Below are 13,123 nucleotides of genomic sequence, written 5' to 3'. Positions count from 1 at the left end.
TCAGGCCCCCGGCCGGATCCGCACCGGGTCCGGCAACGGGATGAACTCGGCATCGTCGCCGGGCGGCAGATGGAAGCGGCCCTTGGAGGAGTCCGCCTCGTGCCAGGCCTGTTTCGCCGCCTCGATCCGGTCGCGGCTGGACGCGACGAAATTCCACCAGATGTAGCGCGGTCCGTTCAGCGTCTCGCCGCCGAGCAGCATGAGCCGGGCGCCGCGGCTGCCGGCGGTGAGGGTGATCGCGTCGCCGGGGCGGAACACCATCATCCGGCCCGCCTCGAAACTATCGCCGGCGACCGTGACCGATCCCTCGACGACGTAGACGCCGCGGTCCTCGTGCCCGTCCGGCATCGGCAGGCGGGCGCCGGGCGACAGCACGGCGTCGGCATAGAACATCTCCGAAAAAGTGCGCACCGGCGCCCGCGCGCCATACGCCGTGCCGAGGATCAGGCGAACCGTCTTGCCCTCGCCCTCGAGCACCGGCAGCTCGGCCTCGCCCCGGTGCTCGAAGGCCGCATCCATATCCTCGTGCGCCTCCGGCAGCGCGACCCAAGTCTGAATGCCGGACAGGCTGTGCGGCGCGGCGCGCGGGCCGGTGCGTTCGGAATGGGTGACGCCCTTGCCGGCGATCATCCAATTCACCGCGCCCGGCGTGATGACCTGATCGGTGCCGAGCGAATCGCGGTGCCGGAACGCGCCCTGGTGGAGGTAGGTGACGGTCGCCAGCCCGATATGCGGATGGGGACGAACGTCGATGCCCTGTTCGGTCAGGAACTCCACCGGTCCCATCTGATCGAAGAAGATGAAGGGCCCGACCATCTGGCGCTGCGGCGCCGGCAAGGCCCGTCGCACGGCAAAACTGCCGAGATCGCGGGCGCGCGGGACGATCAGCGTCTCGATCGGGGCGGCGCCGGTGGCGTCTCGGAGCGCCGGCTCGAGGACGGGATTCCAGCTCATGCAGGGCTCGTTCCACGACAAATGGGGGCGACGACAAGTTGGGGCGACCAGGGGTAGGCAGCGGCAACAAGTGGGGCGACGACAAGAAAGGCCCCGCGCCAGGGGCCGGCTATTTCAGGACGTCGGCCCATTCCGGGTGGCGCTTGAACTGTGCCGCGGCGAACGGGCAGAGCGGGATGATCTTCAGCCCCGCGGCGCGGGCGTCCTCGACCGCACGGGTGACCAGCGATACGCCGACGCCCTGGCCGCGAAACGCGTCGGGGACCTCGGTGCTGTCGAGGATGATCATCGTCGCGCCGGCCTTGGAGAAGGTCAGCGTGGCCACCGCCCCGCTGGGCCCACCGAGGGTATAGCGGCCCTTGGTTTCGGTGTCCTGCCGTTCGATCCCGCTCATGCTGGTTCGCCCAACGTCTCCCCGGCGCCGCGCAGGAAGGCGGCCGCGGTCTGGATCTCGGCATCGCGGATCTCATGGCCGCCAGGGTGCCAGACCGTCTCGACCAGAGCGCCGGCCGCCGCAAGGCTTTCCGCCAGCCGCTCGGTCAGCGCCGGCGGACAGATCGGGTCCTGCCGCCCGGCGGTGATCAGCACGCGCCTTCCCGCCATCCCCGGCGCGATCTCCGGCGCGAACGGAATGAGCGGGTGCATCAGCACCACGGCATCGAACAGGGCGGGGTCGGCGAAGAGCGTGGCGGCCAGGATGTTGGCGCCGTTGGAATAGCCGAGCCCGAGCGTCTTCGGCGCCGGTGCGGTCCCGGCAGGGGCCGGCCGCCGGCTGGCGACGAAGCTGCGCATCTTTGCCGTCGCGCGGGCGAGGTCGTCCATGTCGTAGCGGCCTTCCGCGAGGCGGCGGAAGAAGCGCGCCGCGCCCATCTCCAGCACGTCGCCGCGCGGCGCGACGAGCCCGGCCTCGGGCAGGATCTGCCGGGCGAGGCCGAGGAACTGCGTCTCGTCGCCGCCGGTCCCGTGGAACAGGAAGAGGGTCGGCGCGCCCGGCGTTACAGCGGGCTGATGGTGATGGCGGTAGTCCATGCAAAACCTCCTCTGGCCGCCGCCCGGCGTCTGAACGTCCGGGCTCCAGCATTGCATCCGGCGAACTTCCCGGCGGTCGCCCGCCGGGAAGTTCTGGTCAGGCCGCGTCGCCGAGCGGCGGCAGGTGCGCCTCGATGGCGGTACGCGAGGGCTCGTAGCGGGACGGCAGCATCAGTCTCTCGCCAAGATGGGCAAGCGGCTCGTCCCGGTCGAAGCCCGGCTCGTTGGTGGCTACCTCGAACAGCACCCCGCCGGGGGTGCGGAAGTAGATCGCCCAGAAATAGTCGCGGTCGATCACCGGGGTGACCTGGTAGCCGGTGTCCAGCAGCGCCTGGCGCACCGCGAGCTGTGCGGCCCGGTTCTCGACGGCGAAGGCGACGTGGTGCACGGAGCCCGCCCCTTGCCGCGCCGCCGGCGCGCCCGGCAGCGTCTCGATGTCGATGGTTCCGGCAATGCCGCCGGGCACCTGCAGCCGGGTGACCGCGCCGGATTTGTCGACCGCCTCGTAGCCCATGAACTTCAGGAGCTCTTCGGTGGCGCCGCCGTCGCGCAGCCGCAGCTGGACGGAATGGAAGCCGCGCACCGCCGCATCGGCATCGACGCCGCCGCCGAGGAAGGGCGCGCGCGCGTCGTCGCTTTCGATCAGCGAGAAGCCCTCGCCGTCGGGACCGGCAAAATGCATCCGCTCGGCGCCGAAGGCGGTGTCGCGCGAGAGCCCGGCGACGCCGGCGGACGAGAGCCGGCTTTCCCAGAGGCCGAGCGCGCCTTTCGGAACGGCGAAGGCGGTGGTGGCGACCTCGCCGGCGCCGGGCGTGCCGCGCGCTGCATTCGGGAACGGGAAATAGGTCATCACCGAGCCCGGGCTGCCGGTCTCGTCGCCGTAATAGAGGTGATAGACGTCCGGCGAATCGAAGTTCACCGTCTTCTTCACCCGGCGCAGGCCCAGCGTGTCGGTGAAGAAGGCGTTGTTCTCGCGGGCATTGGCGGCCATCGAGGTGACGTGGTGAAGGCCCTTGATCTGGTCGAGCATGTCGAAATCCCTTCGAGGCTGGTGTGCTCTCCATCTGGCCCTCCGGCGGGCTCCCACAAAGCTGGGTCCGCGGGGGTAGTTGTCAACGCTGCGTTGACAATCGGAGAGCATGGCCCCGGGGCCGACGTTCCCTCGGTCCATTTGCAGCCGGGTTAGTCGACCCGGCTGCCTGTTTCCCCTCGTCTCGAAGGAGACAATTCGTTCGGAAATGCTGAACGCTCAGAAATCCTGCTGCTCGATGGGGACGCGGCGACCCCGGCGGTCGTCGCCATCCGGCCCACGGCGGCCATCGCGGAAGTCGCCGTCGTCGCCCCGGGATCCGAAGCGATCGCCGTCGCGACCGTCCGGCCCCCGGCGCGGGTCGAAGCGGTTATTGTCGAAGCGTTCATTGTCGCGGCGGTCGTTGTCGCGGCGGCCATCATTGTCGCCGCGCTCGAAGCCGTCGCCGCGCCGCCCGAACCGCTCGTCGCCGCGGTCGCGCCGGTCGTCCCGCCTCGCATCGAACCGGTCATCCCGGCGATCATCTCGGCGGTCATAGCGCCCACCGTCTCGCCCGTCATAGCGCCCGTCGTAACGATCCTCGCGCGGCGGGCCGCGGAAGTCGCGCCGGTCGGGGCCGCGGCGCGGGCCGTCGAGATAGCGGTCATGGTACCAGGACCGGCCGGTGTAGTAGCGGCGGTGATAGTCGTAGGGGTCGAAGCCGAGCACGGGCACGCCGACATAGACGCCGACGCTGGAGAGCGGCCGCCGGTAATACTGCCGCCCGAGCGTCAGCAGGTAATTGCCGGAGACCCAGCCGCGCCCGCCCGCCCAGTCGACGTCGCACCAGTTGTAGCCGGCGAGGCAGCCATAGACGGTGACCTCGTCGCCGGCCGGGATGGTGCCATAGCGCTGGTAGCCCGGCCCCGGCCCGGTGCGCACGTTGAGATCGCCGGTGACGACGGCGCTGGAGGCGGCCATCGCGGCGCCGGGAACCAGGAGCCCGAGGCTGAGGACGAGGGCCTTGAGGGAGGTGCGCATGCTGTGATCCTTGAGCGACCAGACGGGTGTGCGGGATATGCCTTTTCGGGCGAAAGACGTGGCGAAACTCTGCGTCGAAATCTGGGCCTCGCCGGCTGAATGCGCGCTGAACACACAGGACGGTTTCCGCCACCCTCGATCGCCGGACGACCGCACCTCGCCGGGCTTTGACATGGTTGCTCGGGCAGGCGCACGGCTTGCGCTTGCGGGCGGCTGCGGCGATGATCGCATCAACTGAAGGAGACGGCGCATGGCCAAGAAACACCGACTGGCTGACCTCGACATGAGCGCCAGCATGGCCAAGGGCCACTACGAAACCAGGCTCAGCGACCTTCAGCTGACCTTGGTGCGGATCCAGCAGGCCTATCTGCATTCCGGCCGCAGCGCGGTGATCGTGCTCGAGGGCTGGGACGCCGCCGGCAAGGGCGGCGCCATCCGCCGCATGTCGAACGTCCTCGATCCCCGCGGCTTCCGCGTCTGGCCGATCGCCGCCCCGACCCCGTCCGAGGCGAAGCACCATTACCTCAAGCGCTTCTGGGAGCGGCTGCCGGGAAAGGGCGAGATCGCGGTTTTCGATCGCTCCTGGTACGGCCGCGTGCTGGTCGAGCGCGTCGAGGGCTTCGCCACGGAAGCGGAATGGCGCCGGGCCTATTCGGAGATCAACGACTTCGAGAAGCAGCTCGCCGACAACGGCACCCGCATCGTCAAGATCTTCCTCGCCATTACCAAGGAGGAGCAGCTGCAGCGCTTCCTGAAGCGGATGGACGATCCGTTGAAGCGCTGGAAGCTCAGCGTCGAGGATTTTCGCAACCGCTCGAAGTGGGATGCCTATGTCGAGGCGGCCGAGACCATGCTCGACAAGACCTCGACCGATGTTGCACCCTGGAAGCTGATCGCCGGCAACCACAAGAAGTACACCCGCGTCACCGCCCTGCAGGAGGTGGTCGACCGCCTCGCCGATGGCGTCGACCTCAGCCCGCGGCCGCTCGAGCCGGGCGTCGCGGAGGAAGCGGCGGAGTTGCGCGGCGAGCGTTAGGGCCGCCGCGCCACCGCCTTTCGGCACGGCCGGAAGGCCCTCACCCTTCGGTCAAAGGGTCGACAGGGCGGCACGCATGGCGTATCGCGCGCTGGAGGCCGGGCGGCAGACCTTGCGGGGGCAGGCTGCCCGCGACGCTGTCGAGGAGAAATGTTCCATGGAAATCGATCTGAGCAAGACCGGCGAGCCGGTGGCCCGCAAGCCCTTGTACCGGCAACTCTATGTCCAGGTATTGACTGCGATCGCCCTCGGCATTCTGCTCGGCCACTTCTATCCTTCGCTCGGCGAGAGCCTGAAGCCGCTGGGTGATGCCTTCATCAAGCTGGTGAAGATGATCATCGCCCCGGTGATCTTCCTGACGGTGACCACCGGCATCGCCGCGATGAGCGACCTGAAGAAGGTCGGCCGCGTCGTCGGCAAGGCTATGGCCTACTTCCTCACCTTCTCGACGCTGGCGCTGATCGTCGGCCTCATCGTCGCGAACGTCGTCCAGCCGGGTGCCGGGCTGAACATCGATCCGGGCTCGCTCGATGCCAGCGCCGTCGCCGACTATTCCAACAAGGCGCACGACCAGTCGATCGTCGGCTTCCTGATGAACATCATCCCGAACACCATCGTCGGGGCGTTCGCCACGGGCGACATCCTGCAGGTGCTGTTCTTCGCCGTGCTGTTCGGCATCTCGCTCGCCATGGTCCGCGAGAAGGGCGCTCCGGTGCTTTCCTTCCTGCAGGCGCTGTCGGCACCGTTCTTCCGCCTGGTGGCGATCCTGATGAAGGCCGCCCCGATCGGCGCCTTCGGCGCCATGGCCTTCACCATCGGCAAATACGGCATCGGCTCGGTCGCCAACCTCGCCATGCTGGTCGGCACCTTCTACCTCACCGCGGTGCTGTTCGTGGTGCTGATCCTCGGCGCCGTCTGCCGCTACAACGGCTTCTCGATCTTCAAGCTGCTCGCCTACATCAAGGAAGAGCTGCTGCTGGTGCTCGGCACCTCGTCTTCCGAGGCGGCGCTGCCGACCCTCATGGAGAAGATGGAGAATGCCGGCGCCAAGAAGTCGGTCGTCGGCCTGGTCATCCCGACCGGCTACTCGTTCAACCTCGACGGCACCAACATCTACATGACGCTGGCCGCGCTGTTCATCGCCCAGGCGACGAACATCGAGCTGTCGCTCTGGGATCAGGTCCTGCTGCTGCTCGTCGCCATGCTGTCGTCGAAGGGCGCTGCCGGCATCACCGGCGCCGGCTTCATCACGCTGGCCGCGACGCTCTCCGTCGTGCCCTCGGTGCCGGTCGCCGGCATGGCGCTGATCCTCGGCGTCGACCGCTTCATGTCGGAATGCCGCGCCCTCACCAACCTCGTCGGCAATGCCGTGGCGACGCTGGTCGTCGCCCGCTGGGAAGGCGAGCTCGACGAGGATCGTCTGCATGCCGTGCTCGGCAGCGAGCGCCGGGTGGCCGTCAAGGCTGCCGAATAGCCTTCATCAGAGGTTGGATGATCGAAGGGCGCAGCGCGGGCTGCGCCCTTTTTCATGTCCGCAGCTTTTTCGTTGCATCGCCTGCTCGGCGAAAAGGGTTTTTACGGCGGTCCGCGCAGAGGTCTTCCTATCGGGCGACGATCGGACAGTCCGACGCGCTATCAGCAGCGAGAATTCATCGACCGTCGCGATCGGCCTTGACGGTGAAGGATTTCGCTTGCTCCTCGGCGACCGCCTCGACCTGTGCGGGCGCGTAGCCGAATGTCGCGGCGATCTCGGATTTCTCCGCACCGATGTCGATCATCGCCTCGATGATCTCGCGATCGGTATCGGACAGTGCAGCCTGTGCGCCGAGGATGACGGCAACCTCGTCGAGAAAGGAACTCATGCTGCACTCCACTGAGCTATTCAGGAGAGTACGCGGGGACAGCCGACCGGGTTTCTTCAACTAAATGTGAGCGACGAGGCGCCGGATTTTATAGGAAGCGACGGAACTTTTGCAACGCGCCGGCTAGCCCTGCGAGGGCGCAGGTCCGAGTGCTTGAGCCTGCAGGCGCCATGCGTTGCTGCAGGCCGCTGGCGATGCTCAGGGAAGAAGGGTTCCAAAAGCCTTCGTCACCACGCCCCCGGCCAGCATGCCGAGCAGGAACAGTCCAGCCGCCAGCGCCTTGCGGGTGCTGGCCTTGATCCAGCTGTTGGGCCAGTCGGCACGGGGAAACACCGGCCTGCCGCCGGCATAGCCGAGCATGGCCTCGCGCGCGGTGACCTCGATGTGCTTCTGGATGGTGTGCGCGGCGCGGTTGGCCGCGGTCTTGATCTGGCGGGCGTCGCCACCCGCCTCCTGCCGGTCGCGGCCATAGTCGACGAGCGCGCGGCAGAGATAGCGCAGCGATGTCGCGGCTTGCGGCACGAGGTCGGCCGGGCGGATCTGCCGGGCGCGACAGATGTCGAGGACGTAGGACCAGATGTGGTCGACGATCGCTGCCGACGTGCCGCTGATCTCGCGGAAATCCACGGCCGCCGCCTCTGTCCGCTCGCGCTTGGCCTGCCTGACGGCCGCCTCGCGCCGGATCTTCAGCCAGGTCTGCTCGATGCGGTAGTCGATATCGGCGATGACCTCGGGAAATTCGTCTGGCGTCGTCTTCATCGTCCATCCCCCTCCGGCGTCTTGTAGACACGCAGGCCCTCCGGCGTGTTGCAGCCTGCGGGATGCCTTCCCGCCGATGCGCGGTCTGCGCTTGGTGGCCGAGATGCCATGGCGAGGCTGCGTGGGGATGGATTTGCGGGTCGCAGACCTCTGGAAAGTTCGGGGGCGATCGACGGACCATCATAGCCAGAGGTAAAACGAGCGCTCGCCGTCTGCGGCAGAGGCCGGAACGAGGCCCTGAACGTCTCCTGGCGAGCCCGAGACCTAGCGCCGGATGGCGCCAGGCTCGTTCAACAGGCAGCGGCCGGCGCCGTCAGGCGTCCACGGCCGCTGCCGCCGTTATTCTTCGGTGTCGGCCGGAGCGTCTTCGGTCTGGCCTTCTTCCTTCTTCGCCGTACGGGCGTCGAGCTTGGCGGCCTTCTTGGCGGCCTTGGCCTTGTCGCGCTCCTGGCGCTCGAAGTCGAAATTCGGTTTTCTCGCCATATCGGTCTTTCCTCGGCGGGCCGCAGGTTCCCGCTAGGGGAACGGCACGGCCGGGTTGATTACATCTCCATGACGGGACATAGCCGCTTCGCAGGCTTTACGCAGCCCCAAACCGCAGAAACCCGGCACGCCGACACTGAATCCGCCTCCCTGCCCCGAGGCCCGCCCTAGGGCCCGCCCCGAGGCCCGCAGCAGGCAGTCGGGACGGGAACGCCGTCGGAGGCCCGGCACGGCCTTTGCTGAAGGATTTCGCCGACGACGGTTTCTGCCGGAGCCGCTTGGCAACAGCGCTCGCAAAAAAGCCCAGCAAGTTCGGAACGGGCGGAACGGATGCAACCGATCCGTGTTTGTTGGCGGACTGAGTCATGCCCGGACAGGAATATCTGATGCCTTTCATCGCTGTAGCTCTGGCGAGCGCTGCCACCCTAATCCTAAGCGCCATGCCGTCTGTGGCGCATGAGCACGCGAAGGCCGCAAGGCTCAGTGCTGCGGAGCAGCCCATTCTCGTGGCGGGGACCGACAGCCAGAGCGCTGGGACGCCGAAGCCAACGTCCCGGGAACCAGCCGTCGATGACACCAAGGCCGAGTCGACTGTCCGTCGCACGGAAAGCGGGATCAGGATCGTCGGCGCGCCATTCCTCCCGGAGCGGTAAGCGCGACGTTATCCGAGAATGCGTTCTGGTGCCGGACTGCGCCGACGCCGACAGCCTAGCCGATGATCCCAAAGGCCCAGCCCGCCAGAGCCGCGACGGCCACGAGGCCCAGCAGCGGCCAGATGGACGTCATGAAACGGTAGAGCTGCGGCCTCTCCCGCTCTACGCGGTCGATATACTCGGCAATGCGGTAGATCATTCGCCGGGATCCTTCGTGTTTCCGCGCGCGACCATCTCGGGGGCATCAGCCCCCGCAGACTAGCCTTCTCTCGGACCATCTGGCGTTGATGCGTCGCTGAGGCTAGTGCCGTCTATCAGTAGCCCGCACCCCTTCGAGAGGATGACGTCGAGGGCAGAATGACTGGCTACTCGCGCCTCTCATAGCCCGCCCGTCCTGGTCGGATTATTCCAGCTCCAGTCGGCTTCAGTATGTCAGACAGCCCGCCTCGCCGAGTTGTCGACTTCTCCGCCCGGTCATCGCCAACATCGAGCATCACAGGATCGCCGCCAGTGATACGCATAGTCTACAGGTTGCAGCTGCCTGCTACAGGCTGAACAGCAAAAAGGCCCGCCTGCGCGAGCCCTGAAGCTATGTAACGAAGATATTTTGGAAGAAAATTGGAGCGGGCGAAGGGATTCGAACCCTCGACCCCAACCTTGGCAAGGTTGTGCTCTACCCCTGAGCTACGCCCGCCCGCTCCCCGCGGCGGTCTCTGCCGCGGACTGGCGCTTTATGACGGAATGACCGGGCGAATGCAACAGGGAGGAGCGACTTTCTGTCGGATTTTCCGCAAGGCCCGTGCACTTTTTTCCCGCGCACCTTGCCGGGCATGGTCCGAGGCCCCGCCTTGCCCTTGATCCGCCGCGCCTCTGTCGCTACCTCGATCACACTGCCCGTGCGGCGCCGGATGCGAGTTTCCATGAGCCTCTCCCGCGAGAACCTCTTCGCCTTCCTCGACCGCCACGGCATCGCCACGTCGACGGTGGAGCATGAAGACTTGCACACGGTCGAGGAAAGCCAGGCGCTGCGCGGGGCGATCCCTGGCGGCCATACCAAGAACCTCTTCCTGAAGGACAAGAAGGGCACGATCTTTCTCGTCGTCGCCGAGGAGGACCGAACGGTCGACCTGAAGACGCTGCACAAGACCATCGGCGCGCAAGGGCGGCTGTCGTTTGCCGGCGCCGACCAGATGCAGGCGCTGCTGGGCGTGTCGCCGGGCTCGGTCACCGCTTTCGGCGTCGTCAACGATACCGGCCAACAGGTGCGGGTGGTGCTCGATGCGGGCCTCCTCGCCCGTGACAGGCTGAACTGCCATCCGCTGGTCAACACCGCGACGACGACGATCGCCCGCGACGACCTCCTCGCCTTCCTGGCGGCCACCGGCCATACGCCGCTGGTCGTCTCCCTCGACGAGACCCCGATCTGACCGGCCGAACCGGCAAGCGAAGGAAACTGAGATGAGCCAAAATCCTTACGGTTCGAGCTATGGCACGCAGACCGCCGGCCTCAGCGGGGCAGCCCCGCGGGCGACGCCTGCCGCGACCGCGCCCGGCCCGACCGGCGCCGGCGACGGCGGACCGCTGATCAAGGACACGACGACGGCCGGCTTTGGCGCCGACGTCGTCGCCGCCTCTCGCCAGCAGCCGGTGCTGGTCGACTTCTGGGCGCCCTGGTGCGGTCCCTGCAAGCAGCTGACGCCGATCCTCGAGCGCGCGGTCACCGCCGCGGGCGGCCGCGTCAAGCTGGTCAAGATGAACATCGACGAACACCCCTCGATCGCCGGCCAGCTCGGCGTGCAGTCGATCCCGGCGGTCTTCGCCTTCGTCGACGGACAGCCGGTGGACGGCTTCATGGGGGCGTTGCCGGAAAGCGAGGTGACGGCCTTCATCGACCGCGTGGCGGGCCCCGCGGGACCGGCCGAGGATCCACTCGCCGCAGCGCTCGTCGAAGCCCAGGCGCTGCTGGCGGCTGGCGACGCCGGCAATGCCGCCCAGATCTTCGCCGCCATCCTGCAGCACGCGCCCGACAACCTCGAGGCGGCTGCTGGCCTTGCGGAATGCTATCTTGCCGCCGGCGATGCCGTCCACGCCCGGCTGGTCCTCGACCAGGTCCCGGCCGACAAGGCCGCCGATGCGATCCTCGCCCCCGTGCGCACCCGGCTGAAGCTGCAGGAGGAAATCTCGGCACTCGGCGACAGCGCGGCGCTCGATGCGGCCCTCACCGCCGATCCAGATGACCATCAGGCCCGCTTCGACCTTGCGCTGATCGCGCAGGCGAAGGGCGAGCGCGCGGAGGCGGCGCGCCAGCTGCTCGAAATCGTCCGCCGCGACCGCACCTGGACCGACGATGGCGCACGCAAGAAGCTGCTCGAATTCTTCGAGGCCTGGGGCGGCGCCGATCCCGCCACCCGCGACGCGCGCAAGCGCCTGTCGACCTTGCTGTTCGCCTGAGATGTCGGGGGCGCGCGTCGGTGCGCCCCTTCATGCGGGCCGCCGCAGCATCGGGCGCGTGCCCACGCCGCGCAAGACGGCCACGCGCTACAGCATCTGTGATCGGCCTGTCCCTTGAGTTTGCCACCGCCTGCGCCAGATCGATGGTTGGAGACGGAGGCCCCCTTGGTTCACGCAGGCAATACCAACTACACCCGCGAATCCGACCTGCCCGAGGTGGTGCCGGTCTTCCCGCTCACCGGGTCGCTGCTGCTGCCCGGCGGACAGATGCCGCTCAACATCTTCGAGCCGCGTTACCTGGCGATGGTCGACGAGGCGTTGAAGGACCAACGCGTCATCGGCATGATCCAGCCGCGCCTCGACGGCGCGCGCCGGGACAATGGCGAACCGGAGCTGGCCAAGGTCGGCTGTCTCGGCCGCATTACCTCGCTCACCGAGAGCGGCGACGGACGCTACATCATCAACCTGCACGGCATCGCCCGGTTCCGCGTGCTCGAGGAACTGGAGACGGGTGTCCCCTACCGCGTCTGCCGGCTGGCCGCGTTCATCGGTGACCTCGACCTCGGCCATGGTGCGGGCGACGTCGACCGCGACGGGCTGCTGAAAGCGTTCCGGCTCTACCTCGACGCCAACCAGCTCGAGGCCGACTGGGAAAGCGTCACCAAGGCGTCCAACGAAACGCTCGTGAATGCGCTCTGCATGATGTCGCCGTATGGTGCCGCCGAAAAGCAGGCGCTGCTCGAGGCGCCCGATCTGAAGACCCGCGCCGAGACGCTGATCGCGCTGACCGAGATCGCCATCGCCCGCGAGAACTCCGAAGACGGCAGCGGTCAGACGCTTCAATAGCCTCGCGATCACCTGGGCGCCTTGCAGCGCTCAGGTTTTGCCGACGAGCCTTGGATCGTAATGCCTCGCTTGGCTCCATAGCGTTGTGCCGTGGGCGACGATAGGCTTCCCTATGTCTTCCTCATTCATGCGAGGCAGAAGCGGAACCGCTTTTGTGGCACGCCAAGCTGGGCTAGACAGGGGCATGAGTGATCTTGCCCGCCGTCCCGACCCAAAGCTTCTGGAACTGCTCGTCTGCCCCCTGACGAAGGCGCAGCTGACCTATGACGCCGAGCGCAACGAGCTCGTCTCCCGCGCCGCACGCCTCGCCTATCCCATCCGTGACGGCATCCCGATCATGCTCGCCTCCGAAGCGCGCGCGCTCGATTGAGATGGCGTCGTGCCGACCGCTTACGGGGCACAGCCTGCTGTGGCGGCAGTGACGTAAAGCCGGGAGCATGGCGAACCGTATGGTGCTGCGCTAAGCCAGTAGGGTATCTCGCGCCGTTACCACGAATGAGCGGAAGCCCGATGCCTTCTCGGAATCGACTTCCGGCTGGACCGAGGCGAGTTGACGGACCGGGCTTCGGCCAGATTAGCCTGAGAGAGAGAGAGACATGGCCAAGCAGCTGACCGCCCGCAACATCGCTGTCGACTTCGGCGGCACATCCCGCGAGTGGACCAAGAAGGCCGAGGCGGGTTTGATTCCCGGTGCGTCGCGTCCGAGCGGCAAGGCGCCGTGGCTGTTCGACGTGGCCGTGTTCCGGGCCTGGCACGAGGCGGGCCAGCCGGCGATCCCGCGGCCTGTGGCACCTGCCACGCCGAAGGCCTCGAAGTCCCCTCCCCCTCGTCCTGATGCGGAGACGAAGCGTCGGCTGAAGTCAGCTGAGATTGACGCTGGGATCGCGTCCTTGGTTCGGGGTGCGCTGCGGGGCCGGTGACGGCGCCGAGGGCAGAGCCGGTCGAGACGGCGGGCGGACAACTCCCTGCGCTGGCGTTCCTTCGGCCTTGTCTCGGCCTG

Annotated in this window: 17 protein-coding genes and 1 tRNA gene; 8 read left to right on the top strand and 10 right to left on the bottom strand. The window is 67.5% G+C overall.

Features of this window, described 5'->3' with window-relative positions; genetic code table 11:
- From ACZL02_RS19715 to ACZL02_RS19695, 5 genes are all read right to left on the bottom strand, one after another.
- Complete coding sequence (locus ACZL02_RS19715) at positions 1 to 954, bottom strand: pirin family protein (protein WP_472940601.1); 954 nt, start codon at positions 952 to 954, stop codon at positions 1 to 3.
- A gap of 109 nt (positions 955 to 1,063) precedes the next feature.
- The gene (locus ACZL02_RS19710) at positions 1,064 to 1,348 is read right to left on the bottom strand and encodes a GNAT family N-acetyltransferase (RefSeq protein WP_472940600.1); all 285 of its coding nucleotides are present in this window, start codon (positions 1,346 to 1,348) and stop codon (positions 1,064 to 1,066) included.
- On the bottom strand, positions 1,345 to 1,983 hold the full coding sequence (locus tag ACZL02_RS19705) for an alpha/beta hydrolase (protein WP_472940599.1): 639 nt from the start codon (positions 1,981 to 1,983) through the stop codon (positions 1,345 to 1,347). The genes ACZL02_RS19710 and ACZL02_RS19705 overlap by 4 nt, the downstream gene beginning before the upstream one ends.
- A gap of 97 nt (positions 1,984 to 2,080) precedes the next feature.
- Positions 2,081 to 3,013, bottom strand: coding sequence for a ring-cleaving dioxygenase (locus tag ACZL02_RS19700; protein ID WP_472940598.1), 933 nt, complete (start codon positions 3,011 to 3,013; stop codon positions 2,081 to 2,083).
- A gap of 219 nt (positions 3,014 to 3,232) precedes the next feature.
- A complete protein-coding gene (locus tag ACZL02_RS19695) occupies positions 3,233 to 4,033 on the bottom strand; it encodes an SH3 domain-containing protein (RefSeq protein WP_472940597.1) in 801 nt (266 codons plus the stop codon).
- Between the two features lie 10 nt (positions 4,034 to 4,043).
- On the opposite strand from ACZL02_RS19695, the gene ACZL02_RS19690 reads away from it, so the two are divergent.
- The 3 genes from ACZL02_RS19690 to ACZL02_RS19680 all read left to right on the top strand — a co-directional run bounded on the left by ACZL02_RS19690 (position 4,044) and on the right by ACZL02_RS19680 (position 6,543).
- The gene (locus tag ACZL02_RS19690; protein WP_472940596.1) at positions 4,044 to 4,271 is read left to right on the top strand and encodes a hypothetical protein; all 228 of its coding nucleotides are present in this window, start codon (positions 4,044 to 4,046) and stop codon (positions 4,269 to 4,271) included.
- A 12-nt stretch (positions 4,272 to 4,283) separates the two neighbouring features.
- Positions 4,284 to 5,069 (top strand): polyphosphate kinase 2 family protein, encoded by a 786-nt coding sequence (locus tag ACZL02_RS19685; RefSeq protein WP_472940595.1) that lies wholly within the window; start codon positions 4,284 to 4,286, stop codon positions 5,067 to 5,069.
- A gap of 157 nt (positions 5,070 to 5,226) precedes the next feature.
- Complete coding sequence (locus ACZL02_RS19680; protein ID WP_472940594.1) at positions 5,227 to 6,543, top strand: dicarboxylate/amino acid:cation symporter; 1,317 nt, start codon at positions 5,227 to 5,229, stop codon at positions 6,541 to 6,543.
- Positions 6,544 to 6,718: 175 nt separating this feature from the next.
- Here ACZL02_RS19680 and ACZL02_RS19675 read toward each other — a convergent pair whose 3' ends face one another.
- The 5 genes from ACZL02_RS19675 to ACZL02_RS19655 form a co-directional block, all read right to left on the bottom strand.
- Positions 6,719 to 6,931 (bottom strand): hypothetical protein, encoded by a 213-nt coding sequence (locus ACZL02_RS19675; protein WP_472940593.1) that lies wholly within the window; start codon positions 6,929 to 6,931, stop codon positions 6,719 to 6,721.
- Between the two features lie 198 nt (positions 6,932 to 7,129).
- Complete coding sequence (locus ACZL02_RS19670) at positions 7,130 to 7,690, bottom strand: hypothetical protein (RefSeq protein WP_472940592.1); 561 nt, start codon at positions 7,688 to 7,690, stop codon at positions 7,130 to 7,132.
- 339 nt (positions 7,691 to 8,029) lie between these two features.
- A complete protein-coding gene (locus ACZL02_RS19665; protein WP_472940591.1) occupies positions 8,030 to 8,173 on the bottom strand; it encodes a hypothetical protein in 144 nt (47 codons plus the stop codon).
- 708 nt (positions 8,174 to 8,881) lie between these two features.
- Positions 8,882 to 9,025: a hypothetical protein gene (locus ACZL02_RS19660; protein ID WP_472940590.1), complete on the bottom strand. Its 144-nt coding sequence runs from the start codon at positions 9,023 to 9,025 to the stop codon at positions 8,882 to 8,884.
- 420 nt (positions 9,026 to 9,445) lie between these two features.
- A tRNA-Gly gene (locus ACZL02_RS19655) sits at positions 9,446 to 9,520 on the bottom strand.
- Positions 9,521 to 9,746: 226 nt separating this feature from the next.
- Here ACZL02_RS19655 and ACZL02_RS19650 point away from each other — a divergent pair.
- The 5 genes from ACZL02_RS19650 (at position 9,747) to ACZL02_RS19630 (ending at position 13,043) form a co-directional block, all read left to right on the top strand.
- Positions 9,747 to 10,253 (top strand): prolyl-tRNA synthetase associated domain-containing protein, encoded by a 507-nt coding sequence (locus tag ACZL02_RS19650; RefSeq protein WP_472940589.1) that lies wholly within the window; start codon positions 9,747 to 9,749, stop codon positions 10,251 to 10,253.
- 31 nt (positions 10,254 to 10,284) lie between these two features.
- Positions 10,285 to 11,277: a tetratricopeptide repeat protein gene (locus ACZL02_RS19645; RefSeq protein WP_472940588.1), complete on the top strand. Its 993-nt coding sequence runs from the start codon at positions 10,285 to 10,287 to the stop codon at positions 11,275 to 11,277.
- A 165-nt stretch (positions 11,278 to 11,442) separates the two neighbouring features.
- Positions 11,443 to 12,123, top strand: a complete 681-nt coding sequence (locus ACZL02_RS19640) for an LON peptidase substrate-binding domain-containing protein (protein WP_472940587.1) — start codon at positions 11,443 to 11,445, stop codon at positions 12,121 to 12,123.
- A 184-nt stretch (positions 12,124 to 12,307) separates the two neighbouring features.
- Complete coding sequence (locus tag ACZL02_RS19635; RefSeq protein WP_472940586.1) at positions 12,308 to 12,493, top strand: Trm112 family protein; 186 nt, start codon at positions 12,308 to 12,310, stop codon at positions 12,491 to 12,493.
- A gap of 226 nt (positions 12,494 to 12,719) precedes the next feature.
- The gene (locus ACZL02_RS19630) at positions 12,720 to 13,043 is read left to right on the top strand and encodes a hypothetical protein (protein ID WP_472940585.1); all 324 of its coding nucleotides are present in this window, start codon (positions 12,720 to 12,722) and stop codon (positions 13,041 to 13,043) included.
- Positions 13,044 to 13,123: the final 80 nt, after the last annotated feature.

It is taken from the genome of Mesocryomonas fontinalis (assembly GCF_055730125.2).
This window is presented reverse-complemented; position numbering and strand designations above follow the sequence as displayed.

Coding starts and splice junctions, on each gene's coding strand:
- ACZL02_RS19715 (WP_472940601.1), bottom strand. CDS start 954: ATGAGCTGGAATCCCGTCCTCGAGCCGGCGCTCCGAGACGCCACCGGC.
- ACZL02_RS19710 (WP_472940600.1), bottom strand. CDS start 1,348: ATGAGCGGGATCGAACGGCAGGACACCGAAACCAAGGGCCGCTATACC.
- ACZL02_RS19705 (WP_472940599.1), bottom strand. CDS start 1,983: ATGGACTACCGCCATCACCATCAGCCCGCTGTAACGCCGGGCGCGCCG.
- ACZL02_RS19700 (WP_472940598.1), bottom strand. CDS start 3,013: ATGCTCGACCAGATCAAGGGCCTTCACCACGTCACCTCGATGGCCGCC.
- ACZL02_RS19695 (WP_472940597.1), bottom strand. CDS start 4,033: ATGCGCACCTCCCTCAAGGCCCTCGTCCTCAGCCTCGGGCTCCTGGTT.
- ACZL02_RS19685 (WP_472940595.1), top strand. CDS start 4,284: ATGGCCAAGAAACACCGACTGGCTGACCTCGACATGAGCGCCAGCATG.
- ACZL02_RS19680 (WP_472940594.1), top strand. CDS start 5,227: ATGGAAATCGATCTGAGCAAGACCGGCGAGCCGGTGGCCCGCAAGCCC.
- ACZL02_RS19675 (WP_472940593.1), bottom strand. CDS start 6,931: ATGAGTTCCTTTCTCGACGAGGTTGCCGTCATCCTCGGCGCACAGGCT.
- ACZL02_RS19670 (WP_472940592.1), bottom strand. CDS start 7,690: ATGAAGACGACGCCAGACGAATTTCCCGAGGTCATCGCCGATATCGAC.
- ACZL02_RS19665 (WP_472940591.1), bottom strand. CDS start 8,173: ATGGCGAGAAAACCGAATTTCGACTTCGAGCGCCAGGAGCGCGACAAG.
- ACZL02_RS19660 (WP_472940590.1), bottom strand. CDS start 9,025: ATGATCTACCGCATTGCCGAGTATATCGACCGCGTAGAGCGGGAGAGG.
- ACZL02_RS19650 (WP_472940589.1), top strand. CDS start 9,747: ATGAGCCTCTCCCGCGAGAACCTCTTCGCCTTCCTCGACCGCCACGGC.
- ACZL02_RS19645 (WP_472940588.1), top strand. CDS start 10,285: ATGAGCCAAAATCCTTACGGTTCGAGCTATGGCACGCAGACCGCCGGC.
- ACZL02_RS19635 (WP_472940586.1), top strand. CDS start 12,308: ATGAGTGATCTTGCCCGCCGTCCCGACCCAAAGCTTCTGGAACTGCTC.
- ACZL02_RS19630 (WP_472940585.1), top strand. CDS start 12,720: ATGGCCAAGCAGCTGACCGCCCGCAACATCGCTGTCGACTTCGGCGGC.